Consider the following 14715-nt stretch of genomic DNA (forward strand, 5'->3'; position numbering starts at 1 on the left):
CTTCGCGACGAGCCGCGCGACCGCGGCCGGTCACGTCTGCGTGTCGCTCGGTGCGCTCGCGCAGCGCTACGAGGCGACGCTCGGCGACGTGCGCGCGGCGCTCGCGGCAAGCGGCGTCGTCGCGTTCGGCACGCTCGTGCGCGGCGACGAGCGGCCGCTGATCGTCGACCGGCACGATCACCTGTATCTGTCGCGCTATTTCGACTACGAACGGCGTCTTGCCGATGCGCTCGTCGCGCAGGCCGGCGTCGCCCGCGCGGACGATGCGCTGTCGCCGGAGCGCCTGCGCGAGAACCTGACGCGCTATTTCGGTCCGGCGACCGGCGAAGTCGACTGGCAGCGTGTCGCGGTGATCGTCGCGCTGACGGGCCGCGTGACGATCGTCAGTGGCGGCCCCGGCACCGGGAAGACGACGACCGTCGTCGGCGTGCTGGCCTGTCTGCTCGACGCGCATCCGGCGCTGCGCGTTGCGCTCGCCGCGCCGACCGGCAAGGCCGCGCAGCGCATGCAGGAAGCGCTGCACGCGCGGGCCGGCGACCTGCCGCCCGAGCTGGCGGCGCGGCTGCCCGACACGTCGTACACGCTGCACCGGCTGCTCGGCGGCGGCGGTGCGTCGGGCTTTCGCCATCATCGCGACAACCCGCTGCCGTACGACCTGATCGTCGTCGACGAAGCGTCGATGATCGACGTCGCGCTGGCCGCGCATCTGCTCGATGCGCTCGCGCCGGGCGCGCGGCTCGTGCTGCTCGGCGACAAGGATCAGCTTGCGGCGGTCGAGGCGGGCGCGGTGTTCGCGGAATTGAGCGCACGGCCGACGTTTACCGCCGCCGCACGCACGCGCATCGCGCAGGCGCTGGGGATCGACGAAGCGGCGTTCGTTGCGGCATTGCCGGTGCCGGACGACGGGGCGAGCGAGAACGGATCGACGTCGGCAGCTTCGCCCGTGGCGTCGCCGCCGCCTACCGCTGCCGCGCGCAAAACGACACGCAAGCGAACGGTCGATGTGCGGCAAGCGTCGCTGTTCGACGACGAACCGCAGGACGATGGCGCCAGGGCGGCCGACAGCGACTCCTCGCCACGATCGTCCACCGACGCCACCAACGCCACGGACCCGCACGACGCCGCGCCCGCGTGGATCGAAGGCGAGGAACTCGCATGGCTCGATGCAGCCGTGCTGCCGCCGCTCGACGCGAACGCGATGGCGCTCGCGTCGACGCCCGCATCGGCGGCGTCGGCACGCATCGAAGCGACCGCACCGTCGCCCGCCGCGTCCGCGCATGCGTCCCCGCCCGCGCCGCTCGCCGACTGCGTCGTCTGGCTCGAACGCAATTACAGGTTCGGGCTCGATTCGCCGATCGGCCGGCTGTCGCTTGCGATCCGCCGCGGCGACGTGCAGGCCGCGCTCGATGCGTTGCCCGCCGACGACGCAGCCGCCGCGTCGTTTTACGAAGATGCAGGGGATATGCTCGCCGCGGCGACGATCGACCGGCTCGCGCGGCGGTTCGACGCCTATCTCGACGCGCTGCGCACGGCGCTGGCCGCGCCCACACCCGATCCGCTGCCGCTGTTCGACGCACTCAACCGGTTCCGGATTCTCTGCGCGACGCGCAACGGCTCGCGTGGCGCGGAACACGTGAACGCACTCGTCGCCGCGCAGGTGCGGCGCGCCGCGCGCGTGCCGCTCGCGGTCGGTGCGCACTGGTTCACGGGGCGGCCGATCATGGTCACGCGCAACGACTACGCGCTCGGCCTCTTCAACGGCGACATCGGAATTGCGCTGCCCGATGCGAACGGCGTGCTGCGCGTGTGGTTCCGCCGCGCGGACGACACCGCGCGTGCGGTGTCGCCTGCCGCGCTGCCGCCGCACGAGACGGCGTTTGCGCTGACGGTCCACAAGTCGCAGGGCTCCGAGTTCGACGAGGCCGCGCTGGTGCTGCCGGCATCGTTCGGTCGCGTGCTGACGCGCGAACTCGTCTATACCGCCGTCACACGCGCGCGCGCGCGCGTGCAGGTGATCGGCTCGCGGCACGTGCTCGCGCAGGCAGTCGCGGCCCGCACGCAGCGCGATTCGGGCCTGTCGGCACGCGTCGACGAAGCGCTCGCGCGACGTCGCGCGGAGGCGGCGCGATGATGATCCGCTACACGCTCGATCCGGCCGACGTCGAATGGACGGCCGTGCGCGCGCAAGGCGCGGGCGGGCAGAACGTGAACAAGGTGTCGAGCGCGATTCATCTGCGCTTCGATATTCGCGCGTCGTCGTTGCCGCCGGTGCTGAAGGAGCGGCTGCTCGCGCTGTCCGACCAGCGGATCACGCGCGATGGCGTCGTGGTGATCAAGTCGCAGGAATACCGGACGCAGGACAAGAACCGCGAAGCCGCGCTCGCGCGGCTCGATGCGCTGATTCGCAGCGTCGCGTTCACGCCGCGCGCGCGGATCGCGACGCGGCCGACCCGCGCGTCGAAGGAGCGTCGGCTCGAGCACAAGGCGCGCCGTAGCGCGGTGAAGTCGGGGCGCGGCAAGATCGTCGACTGAGCGGCGGCGCAAGCGCGCCCATCGCGCCATCGAACGCGCGCGATCCGGCGCTAACGCATCACCGTGCCCGCGCTGTCGAGTACGAAATCGACGCAGAAGACGATGAGCTGCCCGCGCGCATGCGTTGCCACGGCCGCCGTATAGCAGTCGCGGCCTTCGGTCAGCGAAAAGTGCGGTCCCATCAGCGCGACGCGGCCGGGCGCCGCGATCGCGCGCTGGAAGTACGGCCGCCGCGACCAGTTGCTGTGGGTCTCCGGAAACAGCGGCGCGAGCCGCGTCGTGCCGGCCGGGCCCGGAGCGCCGATCGACGGCAGGAACTGCTCGCCGATCTCGTCGGTGACGAATACGCGCCGTGCGGCCGGCACCGCGAACACGCGCTGCGCGGCATCGTGCAGATCGCCGCTCGCGGCAAACGCCGCAGCGCCCGCGAGCACGAGCCGCTCGATCGCGTCGAAGCCCGGCTGCGCAGGAGCCGGCGGCGCATGCCGGCGCGCGATGAAACGCTGCCACGCCGCATCGAGCATCGCGGGCACGGCCGCACTCGCGTGCGCGATCGACGTGTCGGGCTGGCCGAACTGGAAGCCCTGCACGAAGTCGATGTCGGCATCCATCAGCGCCTGCAGCGCGTCGTCGCTTTCGACGCCTTCGGCGAGCACCATCGCACCGGCTTGATGCAGCATCGACACGAGGTGATGCATGATCCGGCGATCGTCGGGGGACCATGTCGAACGCTCGACGAGCGAGCGGTCGAGCTTCACGATGTCGGGCCGCGCACGCCACACGCGGTCGAAGTTCGAGAACCCGGTGCCGAAATCGTCGATCGCGATCAGGAAGTCGCGATGCTGGATCATGTCGATCGTGCGCGCGAGTTCGGCTTCGTCGCGCGCGGGCTGCTCGATGACCTCGAGCACGATGCGGTTCGGCGACAGCGAGAAGTGGCGGCACAGCGCTTCGACGAACTCGCGCTGCACGAGGCCCGAATCGAGCACGCGCGGCGTTACGTTCAGGAACAGCCAGCCGTCGCCGATGCCTTGCGCGACGAAGTTGGCCGTATGCAGGCAGCGCGCGAGCCGGTCGAGCAGCAACGAATCGGCGTCGTTGCGCGTGCGGTCGAACAGCGCGGTCGGCGAGATCAGCGTGCCGTTCGCGTCGACCACGCGCAGCAGTGCCTCGTAGCCGACCACGCGCTTGTGCGTGATCGACAGCACGGGCTGGAACGCGCTGCGCAGCGTCGTGCCGCGGTAGGTCGCGACCCAGCCGCCGGGCGTGGGCGTCAGGCGATCGAGGAGGGAATCGAGCGAGAGGTCGCGCGAGGACTTCATGTCGGTAGCGCGCTGGCGCGAACGGAAGGGGCGATTTCACGCCGCCACGCAGGTGCGATCGCGCGCGAACGCGGATGCGGGAGAACGTGGGACATCGGGGCCGCCTTCTGCGGATGAGTGTTCGCAGTGTACCGGGAATGGCGCGGCGCGCGTATCAGGGTAACTCCACACGCGCCGCGCGGCCCGCGCCCGGCCGGCCCTCAGGCCGCTTCGCCGCCGCGCGGGCCGATGCCGGGAATGCGCTTGATCGCACCGGTCGCGAGCGCGGTGCCGACGAGCACGATCGCGCAGCCTTCGACCATCGCGAGCGACACCTGTTCGCCGAGAAACAGCGCGCCCCACAGCAGCCCGAACACCGGGATCACGAATGTCACGGTGATCGCGCGTGCGGGGCCGATATGCGAGATCAGAAAGAAGAAGATGAAATACGCGACGCCCGTGCACGCGATGCCGAGCGCGAGCACGGCGCCCCACGCGTGCGCGCTGACGGCCGCGGCCGGCCACGTCGCGATCGCGAACGGCACGAGCAGTACGGTCGAGCCGATCATGCTGCCGGTCGCGTTGATCAGCGGGTCGACGCCGCCGAGCTTGCGTTTCGTGTAGTTCGCGGCGATCCCGTAGAGCAGCGTCGCGCCGAGCGCGGCTGCCGCGGCGAGTGCCGTGGTGCCGGCGCCGGCGTCGCCGTGCGCGGTCGCGACCTGATCCCAGACGAGCGTCAGCACGCCGGCGAAGCCGATTACGAGCCCGAGCGCGCGCAGCCATGACAGCTTGTCCTTCAGCCACAGATAGGCGACGAGCGCGCCCCACAGCGGCGTCGTCGCGTTGATCACCGACGTCACGCCGGCCGACAGCGTCAGCTCGGCGAACGCGAACAGACAGAACGGCGCGCCGGAATTGAGCACGCCGACGACGAACAGCGGTCCCGCATGGCGACGCAGCCGCGCGGCGAGATCGGCGGCGGGGAAGCGCGTGAGCGCGAACGCAGTCAGGAACAGCGCGCCGATCCCGACGCGCAGCGCCATCAGCGGCGCGACGCCGAATTCGGCGACGCCGATCCGGATGAACAGGAACGACGCGCCCCACAGGGCGGCGAGCACGGTCAGCAACAGCGCATTTTTCGGGGACATCGGGCCGGCGGCAGAGGGTGGATGCGCTGAATCTTACACCGCGTTACGGCCGGTCGTTTCACGATCGAATGAAACGACAAGAAACGGGAAGAGGGGGAAGAGCGCGCGGCGCCGCGACGGCGCAACGCGCGCCATGCGCTATGCAACCGCCACGACGCGCATGGGTTGCCTGCGGCCGTCAGTGATGGCGCCAGCCGCCGCGTCCGCCGCCGAAGCCGAAGTTCAGCGACAGCGACGGGCCCCAGTAGCCGCCCCAAGCCGGCGCATAGGCGGGCGCCGGATAGTAGTAGACGGGTGCGGGATCGACATAGACGGGCGCCGGCTGAACCGGCGCGGCCGCGTAATAGCCGTACGGGTAGTAGCAGCCGGCGAGCGCCGTGCAAGCGAGCGCGGCGGCGACGAGCGTCCTGTTCATGATGTCACTCCGGCGGCCGACGAGCGGCCGATGCGTGGGTCGTGCGCGCCGTCGTGAACGGCGCGGTATCGCGCCGGCCTGCTTCGTACGCGCCGTGAATCGTCATCCGAATGCGCGTGCGCGCGGGCGTTCGCGCGATTACACGCGAAGCATACGCCGCGCACCGGTGACACGCTGTACGAAACGGTAACGGATCATTTCCGCACCCGCGCGCGCACCCGCGCGCGAGCGGCTCATGCGAAAACGGCGCTTCGCTGCCGCGCAAGCGCCGTGGGCGACCGGAGCGACATGTCGCGCACCGCATCGCGGCGCGCGTGGTGCCGCTTACTTGCCGACCTGGTTGCCGATCAGGCCGCCGGCCGCTGCGCCGCCCAACGTCGACAGCGCGTTGCCGCCAATTGCCGCGCCCGCGACGCCGCCGACGCCCGCACCGATTGCCGTGTCACGCTGGCGCCTCGTCATCGAGTCGCAGGCCGACAGGCTGGCCACCGTTGCGACGAGGAGAGCGCACACCCCAATACGCCGAATCGAGTTCATGATCGTTGTCCTTGTGGTAGTGAACGGAAGGGCGCGCGGCCGGCCCGCGGCCGCGCATGAATTCAATCTACGCGCGCGCCTGCGGTGCTGCTGTAAGGACTTGTTAAGCCCCGACGCGTTTCGTAATGAATTGTTTCGCCCCCACGCACAGGCACGCGCGATGCGAGCGGGCGCGCAAAAAAGCCCGCGCGAAGGCGGGCTCGACGAACGACGTGCGCGCCGCGGCGCGCCGTGCGTCACTGACGGTGATAGATTTCCGAGCCGCTCTTGACGAATTCGACGGCCTTCACTTCCATCCCTTTCTGCAGCGCGTCCGCTTCGGACACGCCCTGCTGCGCTGCGAACTCGCGCACGTCCTGCGTGATCTTCATCGAGCAGAAGTGCGGGCCGCACATCGAGCAGAAGTGCGCGACCTTGGCCGAATCCTTCGGCAGCGTTTCGTCGTGGAATTCGCGTGCCTTGTCCGGATCGAGACCGAGGTTGAACTGGTCTTCCCAGCGGAACTCGAAGCGCGCCTTCGACAACGCGTTGTCGCGCACCTGCGCGCCGGGATGGCCCTTCGCGAGATCGGCGGCATGCGCGGCGAGCTTGTACGTGATGATGCCTTCCTTGACGTCGTCCTTGTTCGGCAGGCCGAGGTGTTCCTTCGGCGTCACGTAGCAGAGCATCGCGGTGCCGAACCAGCCGATCATCGCGGCGCCGATGCCCGACGTGATGTGGTCGTAGCCCGGCGCGATGTCGGTCGTCAGCGGCCCGAGCGTGTAGAAGGGCGCTTCCTTGCACCAGTCGAGCTGCAGATCCATGTTTTCCTTGATCAGCTGCATCGGCACGTGGCCCGGACCTTCGATCATCACCTGCACGTCGTGCTTCCATGCGATCTGCGTGAGCTCGCCGAGCGTCTTCAGCTCGCCGAGCTGCGCTTCGTCGTTTGCGTCGTAGATCGAGCCGGGGCGCAGACCGTCGCCGAGCGAGAAGCTCACGTCGTACGCCTTCATGATCTCGCAGATCTCTTCGAAGTGTTCGTAGAGGAAGCTTTCCTTGTGATGCGCGAGACACCACTTCGCCATGATCGAGCCGCCGCGCGACACGATGCCCGTCATCCGGTTCGCGGTCAGCGGCACGTACTGCAGGCGCACGCCGGCGTGGATCGTGAAGTAGTCGACGCCTTGCTCGGCCTGCTCGATCAGCGTGTCGCGGAAGATTTCCCAGGTCAGTTCCTCGGCCTTGCCGTTGACCTTCTCGAGCGCCTGGTAGATCGGCACCGTGCCGATCGGCACCGGGCTGTTGCGGATGATCCACTCGCGCGTTTCATGGATGTGCTTGCCGGTCGACAGATCCATCACCGTATCGCCGCCCCAGCGGATCGCCCACGTCATCTTGTCGACTTCCTCGCCGATCGACGACGTGACGGCCGAGTTGCCGATGTTCGCATTGATCTTCACGAGGAAGTTGCGGCCGATGATCATCGGCTCCGATTCCGGGTGATTGATGTTGGCCGGGATGATCGCGCGGCCGCGCGCGACTTCGTCGCGCACGAATTCCGGCGTGATCTCGCTCGGCGCGTTGCCGCCGAATGCCGCGGCGCCGAACGCCTGCCCCGGATGCTGGCGGCCCATCATCGCGGCGAGCTTCGCGCCGTTCGGGCCGCTCGCCTTCAGGCTCTCCAGGTATTCGGCGCGGCGCTGGTTCTCGCGGATCGCGATGAACTCCATCTCCGGCGTGATGATCCCCTGACGCGCATAGTGCATCTGCGTCACGTTCTTGCCGGCGCGTGCGCGGCGCGGATTGCGGTGCAAGCCCGGGAAGCGCAGGTCGGCCGTGGCCGGATCGGCCGCGCGCTCGCGGCCGTACTGGCTCGACAGGCCGGGCAGCGTTTCGGTGTCGCCGCGTGCTTCGATCCAGCGCTGGCGCAGCGCCGGCAGGCCCGCGCGGATGTCGATCTTGGCGTCCGGATCGGTGTACGGGCCCGACGTGTCGTAGACGTAGATCGGGGGATTCTTTTCGCCGCCGAAGCCGGTCGGCGTGTCGGCCTGCGTGATCTCGCGCATCGGCACGCGGATGTCGGGCTGCGAGCCCGTCACATAGACTTTCCGCGAATTGGGCAGCGGCGCGACGGCAGCAGCGTCGACGTGGGCGTCGGCAGACAGAAACTTCGGATTGGCGTTCATGCAATCTCCTTGTCGGCCCGAGTGGGCGCCTTGGCGTTCACCCGGGCCCCGTGACGAATGGGGGCTCGAGCTAAGCAGGAGACGAGTTTGGTGAGGCGGCGGGTTTCGTCAGAGGGATGGCGGCGAAGCCCGTACGCTTCCCTGCGCTGGCATTATCCAGATCAGGTTCAAAGGGTATTTCTCACCCACAATGCCGGCCGGTTCGACCGGGAGCATTGCAGGACCCCCGCGTTAGCAAGGGCACACGATACACCGGCTTCGCGGCGGATTCAACCGGAACCGGCCGCGGCGCGACGTGCGCGTGCAGCATCGCGGGCGCGCGCGTCCCACGCACTGTGCGACGCGTGCGTGTGCCGGCGGCTGCGCAGTGCAGCATCGTGCGGCGCGGCGTGCGCAGAAAAACTTCGGGATCGCGATCGTTTCGAACGGCGTCGGCGCTTCACGGCGTTCGGCACGCGCGCCGCCGCCGAAAATGTCGCGCCGAAACATCAGTCCTGATCCTTTCAGCGGTGTCAGGCGATGCTTTCGAATCCTTGATGCCATAATGCCGAGCGTGCGCAGCCGTTGCGGTTGCGCACGTTTTTTTGTCCCTCTGCCGCCGCCTGCCGGTTTTCATTCGTCGCCGTTCGCACTGTCATGTCGTTCCGCACGTCCGCTTTCGCTTTCCCGACCCTGTCAGGGCCGCTTGCCGGCGTCGCCGGCGTCTTTCGGCGGAGCACGCGGCGCGACGTGCGGGCGGTCAGGCCATGACGCCGCTCGACCGTCTGCTCGATTTCCTCGCGCGCTTCCCGCTGCGGATTCGTCTGCCGCAAAGCCGCGGCGGCCGCGTTGCGCTCGCGCTCGTATTCATCTATTTCGTCTGGGGTTCGACGTACAGCGGGCTGCATTTCGCGCTGCAGTCGTTCCCGCCGCTGCTGCTGTCGGGGCTGCGCAACCTGCTCGGCGGGATCGGCCTGTTCGTCTTCGCGCTGCGCCGCAAGCCCGAATGGCCCACGCTCGTCGAGATCCGTAATGCGGCAATCGTCGGCACGATGCTCGTCGCGCTGTCGTCCGGCACGATCGCGCTCGGGATGCGCACGGTCAGCAGCGGCTCGGCCGCGGTGATGGTCGCGACGGTGCCGCTGTTCGCCACCGTGATCGCGGCGGTCGCGGGGCGGCGCGTGACGAAAGGCGAGTGGGCGGCCGTCGCGCTCGGGATGGTCGGGATCGTCGTGCTGAATTCGGGTGGCGCCGCAGCCGAAAACTCGGCGCTCGGTACGATCAGCGTGCTGGCCGGCGCGCTGTTCTGGGCCGGCGGCGCGCACCTCGCGACGCGGCTCAAACTGCCGTCCGACCTGTTTCTTTCGACGTCGCTGCAGATCGGCCTCGGCGGGCTGATGTCGACGCTCGCCGCATGGCTGCTCGGCGAGCATGTCGAACACCTCGCGGTCGCGCCCGTGTTCGCGTTCGTCTATCTGATGGTGTTCTGCACGATGGCCGCGTACGTCGCGTACGGCTATCTGATCCGGCACACGAGCCCGATCATCGCAAGCAGCTGCATGTACGTGAATCCGATCGTCGCAGTGGCGCTCGGCGCGCTGATGCTCGGCGAGCCGGTGACGATGGCGACCGTCGTCGCGACCGTCGCGATCCTCGGCAGCGTCGGGCTGTCGTTCCTGTTCGATCCGGCGCGTCGGCCCGCAGCGGCCGCGGCCGGTTCGCCGGTTGCTGCGAATGCGTCTGCGTCTACGTCGGCGGCCGATGGTGCGCCGGCGTACGAGCCGATCGCAGTGCCCGTGCCGGCCGCGATGCCGGACGTCGCGCCCGGTATGACGGCGGCCGCCGTGTCCGCGGCGAGTGCGGTGGCGAATGCTGCGCCGAATGGCGCGGCGGGCGGTGCGGCGGTAGCGGGTGCAGGCGTGGTCGATGCTGCGGCGGCCGGTGCAGCGGCAGCGCACGAAGGCGTTGTTGATGCTACGGGAGCCGGTGCAGCGGCAGCGCACGAAGAGGTCGTTGATGCTGCGGGAGCCGGCGCAGCGGCGGCGCACGAAGGGGTTGTTGATGCTGCGGGAGCCGGCACAGCGCCAGCAGCCGAAGCGGTCGTTGATGCTTCGGCAGTCGATGCAGCGGTAATACGCGAAGCAGTTGTTGGCGCGGCGGCAACCTATGCAGCGGCAGCCGGTGCTGCAGCGGTCGACGCGGCGACGGTAGGCGCACCGGCACTCGATGCCGCAGCACCCCACGCGGCGACGCCCGACGCGTTGTCGCCACTTGCGCCGCGGCCTGCGCGCGAGTCCTCACCGCAGCGCGCGGACGCGTAAGGCGCCCGCCCCACGCGGCGGCGGCGCTCAGCCGCGCTTGCCGCCGACGTAGTGGAACGCGCCGGCGAGCGCGGTAAACAGCAGTCCGGCGGCGCACATGCCGAGCCAGCCGGCTGCGCGCCAGGCCATAACGCCGACCGACGAGCCGAGCGCGCCACCGATGAAATAGCACACCATGTAGACCGTGTTCACGCGGCTGCGCGCTTCCGGCTTCAGCGCATAGATGCGCGACTGGTTCGAGATCTGCGCGGCCTGCACGCCGACATCGAGCACGATCACGCCGATCACGAGCCCGACGAGGCTCGTGCCCGACAGCGCGAAGATCACGAACGAGACGGCCAGCAGCGCGATCGCGAGCGAGATGATCGCGCGCGGCCCGCGCGTGTCGGCAAAGCGTCCCGCATACGGGGCCGCGAGTGCGCCCGCCGCGCCGACGATCCCGAACAGGCCGGCCGCCTGCGGACCGAGATGAAACGGCGGGCCCGCAAGCAGCAGCGTCAGCACGGGCCAGAACGCGCTGAACGCCGCGAACAGCGCGGCGCCCGTCAGCGACGCTTCGCGCAGCCCGCGCAATTCGACCACGAGATGCCACATCGAGCCGAGCAGCTTGCCGTACGACAGCGTCGAGGTCGGTGAGCTGCGCGGCAGCCGCATCACGATGACGACTGCCAGCACGACGAGCGCGGCCACCGATGCGCCGAACACCGCGCGCCACCCGAAGTATTCGGCGACGAAACCGGCGGCCGTGCGCGCGAGCAGGATGCCGATCAGCAGGCCGCTCATCACGGTGCCGACCGCATGGCCGCGCTCGGCCGGCGGCGCGATCTCGGCCGCGAACGGCACGGCCTGCTGCGCGATCGTCGCGAGCACGCCGATCGCGAGGCTCGCCGCCGCGAGCACGACGAGCGACGGCGCGCTGGCGGCCGCGATCAGCGCAACCGACAGGGCCGCCATCTGCAGCAGGATCAGCGTGCGGCGATCGAAGCGGTCGCCGAGCGGCGCGAGCAGGAACATGCCGGCCGCGTAGCCGAGCTGCGTCGCGGTCGGCACCGCGCCGATCCACGACGCGCCTTGCGGAAACGCCGAGCGGAAGCTGTCGAGCAGCGGCTGGTTGTAATAGATGTTCGCGACCGACACGCCCGCGATCGTCGCGAGCAGCAACAGCAGGCTGCGCGAATAGTGGGGCGAGACGGCGTCGGTCGGACGGTCGGACGAAGCGATGGACATGGCTGCACGGGACGAAATGAGCGCGTCGCGGCGCGCGCGGCCCTGGCGGACGCACGCAGCCGGACGTCGATCGAGGGTGCCGATCATACCGGAGCGCCGCAAATCGTGCCGGCGCGTGCCGGCGGCCCGATCGGGCGGGAGGGCGCTCTGTAAGGTGCGCCGGCTGTCGATACGGCACGGCGGTCGTCCGCTCGTCGGCATACCGGAGCGCTGCGAACCATGCCCGCGGCGACATGCCGTGCGATCGCGCCCCGGCGAACCGCGATGCGCGCGCGTCGCCGATGCGCGATCGCCGCCGGCGCAGCCACGCCCCAACCGCGTCAGTCGACCAGTTCCCCGGACGGCTCGTAAAACGGATACGGCCCGTCGCCCTCGTCGACGTACACGTGATGCGAAACCATCCCGGTGTCCGGGGCGTACCGATGGACCGCGAACGCCGGCGGTTCGAGCCGGAACGCGGACGGCCCGTCCGCGCGCAGGTCGAAGGCGACCTGATGTGCAGGCGCCGGCACCGCCGACGCGAGCGTGCCGCCGAAGCGCGTGAACATCGTCCGGTGCACGTGTCCGCAGAGCACGCGCTCGACGTTCGGATAGCCGCGCAGCAGCGCATCGAGCTTCGCGGCCGCGCTCGGTGCGAGCCGCAATGCATCCATGTGAGCGATGCCCGACACGAACGGCGGATGATGCAACGCGACGATCGTCGGCGTGTCGCGCGCGGCGTCGAGCTGCGCGGCGAGCCAGCCGAGCCGCGCATCGCACAGGTCGCCGCCGCTCGTGCGCGGCACCTGCGAGTCGAGCGCGAGCACGCGCACGGCGCCGATGTCGAGCGCGTACTGCACGAATTCGCCGTGCTGCAGTTCGTGGCGATCCGCGAACGCGCGACGCAGCGCCGCGCGATCGTCGTGATTGCCGACCATCAGGTAGTACGGGATCTCGAGCGGCGCGAGGAGATCGCGCAGGTGCCGATATTCGTCGTCGTGGCCGAAGTCGGTCAGGTCGCCCGTGACGAGCACCGCATCGGGGCGCGGCACGAGCGCATTCAGCTTTTCGACGCAGCGCGCGAGCGCCGCCGCGGTGTCGACGCGCCGGTACGCGAGCTGGCCCGGACGCTTGATGTGGAGATCGCTGATTTGAGCAAGCAGCATCGTCGGTTCCTCGGAAGGATGTCGTTATCGTGGGCGCGCGCGAGGCGCGCCGCTCATGCGCCGAGCGCGATCAGGCCGTCGGTCGCGATCGACAGGCCGACCGCGGTGCCGCGCGCGAGCGCGACGCGGCCCGGCACATCGATCACGAGCTCGTCGGGCGCCGCATCCTCGATCGTCAGCCGTGTGCGCTCCCCGAGGAACGCACACGCGCCGACCGTGCCGCGCAACGGCGCATCGGCCGGATCGGCGAGCTGCGCGTCCTCGGGACGGAAGAACCATTCGTCGCCCGCATGCGGCGTCGCGATGGCGCCGCCGGTCGTCACCAGCGCGCCGTCCCGCCATTGTCCTGCAACGCGATTCAGCGTGCCGATGAATTGCGCGACCGTGCGATTCGCAGGGCGGTAGTAGACGTCGCGCGGCGTGCCGATCTGTTCGATGCGGCCGGCGCCCATCACGACGATCCGGTCGCCGAGCTCCATCGCTTCGGCCTGATCGTGCGTCACGTAGACGGTCGTCACGCCGAGCGCGCGCAGCAGCGCGTTCATCTCGCGTCGCAGTGCGTCGCGCAGCTTCGCATCGAGCGCAGTCAGCGGTTCGTCGAGCAGCAGCACACGCGGACCGACAGCGAGCGCGCGTGCGAGCGCGACGCGCTGACGCTGTCCGCCGGACAGCTGATCGATCGGCTTGTCCGCATGCGCGTCGAGCCGCATCATCGCGAGCAGTTCGTCGACGCGCGCGCGCAGCGCACGCGGCTCGGTGCGGCGAATCTTCAGCCCGTAGCCGACGTTGCCGCGCACGGTCAGGTTCGGAAACAGCGCGTAGTTCTGGAACACCATCCCGACCTGCCGACGCTCGATCGGCAGCGCGGTCACGTCGTCGTCGCCGAATGCGATCGTGCCGCCGGCATCCGGCGTGTCGAGGCCCGCGATCAGGCGCAGCGTCGTCGTCTTGCCGCAACCGGACGGGCCGAGCAGCACGAGCGTCTCGCCCGCGCCGATCGACAGGTCGAGCGGTTCGAGCACGCGCGTGCCGCGAAACGTCTTCGCGCAGCGGGTCAGCGTAATGGGAATGGAATCGAGTTTCATCGGAACGGAAAGATCAGCGTGCGCGCCGTGTCGACGCGCGCGCACCGGACGGATCGACGCCGAGCCATTGCATCGCGACGAGCAGCGGCAGCGTCATCAGCAGGAACAGGATCGTGTAGGCGCTGCCGACTTCGAGACGCAACGACGCATAGGTGTCGGCGAGACCGACCGGCAGCGTCTTCGTGTCGGGCGTATGCAGCATCCACGTGAGGTTGAATTCGCCGATCGATAGCGTGAGCACCGCGAGCGCACCCGCGACGATGCCGGGCCGCAGGTTCGGCAGCACGATCGTGGCGAAGCGCGTGGCGAACGACGCACCGAGGCTGGCCGCGCCTTCCTCCAGCGTGCGCAGGTCCGCGCTCGCCGCGACAGCCGCGACCGCGCGCACCATGAACGGCAGCGTGAACACGACGTGGCCCGCGACGATGAACCACAGACTCATCCAGAATGCGGTGAAGCCGCCGTAGACGATCAGCAGCGCGAGCGCCGACGCGAGGCCGGGCAGCGCCACGGGCAGCACGAGCGCTTCCTCGATCACGCGCGCGACGCGGCTGCGGCTGCGCGCGAGCGCATAGCCGGCCGGCACGCCGACGACGAGCACGATCGCGAGCGTCGCGAACGCGACGGCGAGCGACAGCCAGATCGAACCGTGATACTGCTGCCACACCTGTTCAAGCCAGCGCAGCGTGAGGCCGCTCGACAGCCCGCGGAAGTAGTTGACGGTCAGGCCGGCGAGCACCGACATCACGACCGGCACGATCAGGAACGCGCTGAGCAGCAGCGTGACGCTCCATTGCAGCGCGGCGATCGCGCGGCCGCCGGCCTGGCGCGGCACGCGGCGCGAACGGCCGGCCGCG

At 69.7% G+C, this 14715-nt stretch carries 11 protein-coding genes, 1 pseudogene and 1 riboswitch; of the genes and pseudogenes, 3 read left to right on the plus strand and 9 right to left on the minus strand.

The features are described 5' to 3' along the window. Nucleotides 1–2131, plus strand: a 2131-nt coding sequence (locus HMPREF3115_RS00555) for an AAA family ATPase (RefSeq protein ID WP_070553171.1), incomplete at its 5' end; no start/stop codon positions are given. Next, nucleotides 2128–2532 (plus strand): alternative ribosome rescue aminoacyl-tRNA hydrolase ArfB, encoded by a 405-nt coding sequence (gene arfB / locus HMPREF3115_RS00560; RefSeq protein WP_006401169.1) that lies wholly within the window; start codon nucleotides 2128–2130, stop codon nucleotides 2530–2532. The genes HMPREF3115_RS00555 and arfB, both read left to right, overlap by 4 nt. A gap of 50 nt (nucleotides 2533–2582) precedes the next feature. Here the strand turns inward: arfB and HMPREF3115_RS00565 are convergent, their stop codons facing one another. The 5 genes from HMPREF3115_RS00565 to thiC form a co-directional block, all read right to left on the minus strand. Beyond that, nucleotides 2583–3854, minus strand: coding sequence for an EAL domain-containing protein (locus HMPREF3115_RS00565; RefSeq protein ID WP_070553173.1), 1272 nt, complete (start codon nucleotides 3852–3854; stop codon nucleotides 2583–2585). A 200-nt stretch (nucleotides 3855–4054) separates the two neighbouring features. Next, on the minus strand, nucleotides 4055–4981 hold the full coding sequence (locus HMPREF3115_RS00570) for a DMT family transporter (RefSeq protein WP_006401167.1): 927 nt from the start codon (nucleotides 4979–4981) through the stop codon (nucleotides 4055–4057). 178 nt (nucleotides 4982–5159) lie between these two features. Beyond that, complete coding sequence (locus tag HMPREF3115_RS00575; protein WP_006401166.1) at nucleotides 5160–5396, minus strand: hypothetical protein; 237 nt, start codon at nucleotides 5394–5396, stop codon at nucleotides 5160–5162. A gap of 324 nt (nucleotides 5397–5720) precedes the next feature. Further along, a complete protein-coding gene (locus tag HMPREF3115_RS00585; RefSeq protein WP_012467552.1) occupies nucleotides 5721–5933 on the minus strand; it encodes a glycine zipper 2TM domain-containing protein in 213 nt (70 codons plus the stop codon). A gap of 236 nt (nucleotides 5934–6169) precedes the next feature. Beyond that, nucleotides 6170–8101 (minus strand): phosphomethylpyrimidine synthase ThiC, encoded by a 1932-nt coding sequence (gene thiC, locus HMPREF3115_RS00590; RefSeq protein WP_006401164.1) that lies wholly within the window; start codon nucleotides 8099–8101, stop codon nucleotides 6170–6172. 120 nt (nucleotides 8102–8221) lie between these two features. Continuing rightward, nucleotides 8222–8339, minus strand: a riboswitch (TPP riboswitch). Nucleotides 8340–8847: 508 nt separating this feature from the next. On the opposite strand from thiC, the pseudogene HMPREF3115_RS00600 reads away from it, so the two are divergent. Continuing rightward, nucleotides 8848–9996 (plus strand): annotated as a pseudogene (locus HMPREF3115_RS00600) (EamA family transporter); the annotation flags it as partial. A gap of 432 nt (nucleotides 9997–10428) precedes the next feature. On the opposite strand, the gene HMPREF3115_RS00605 reads toward HMPREF3115_RS00600, so the two are convergent. From HMPREF3115_RS00605 to HMPREF3115_RS00620, 4 genes are all read right to left on the minus strand, one after another. Further along, nucleotides 10429–11628, minus strand: coding sequence for an MFS transporter (locus tag HMPREF3115_RS00605; RefSeq protein ID WP_070553179.1), 1200 nt, complete (start codon nucleotides 11626–11628; stop codon nucleotides 10429–10431). Nucleotides 11629–11948: 320 nt separating this feature from the next. Continuing rightward, nucleotides 11949–12773, minus strand: a complete 825-nt coding sequence (locus tag HMPREF3115_RS00610) for a phosphodiesterase (protein ID WP_070553181.1) — start codon at nucleotides 12771–12773, stop codon at nucleotides 11949–11951. A 53-nt stretch (nucleotides 12774–12826) separates the two neighbouring features. Next, the gene (locus HMPREF3115_RS00615; protein ID WP_070553183.1) at nucleotides 12827–13858 is read right to left on the minus strand and encodes an ABC transporter ATP-binding protein; all 1032 of its coding nucleotides are present in this window, start codon (nucleotides 13856–13858) and stop codon (nucleotides 12827–12829) included. 13 nt (nucleotides 13859–13871) lie between these two features. Further along, the coding region (locus HMPREF3115_RS00620; RefSeq protein ID WP_070553184.1) for an ABC transporter permease at nucleotides 13872–14715 on the minus strand (844 nt) is incomplete at its 5' end.

Origin of the sequence: Burkholderia sp. HMSC10F09 (genome assembly GCF_001806955.1) — a bacterium.
GTDB lineage: Bacteria > Pseudomonadota > Gammaproteobacteria > Burkholderiales > Burkholderiaceae > Burkholderia > Burkholderia multivorans.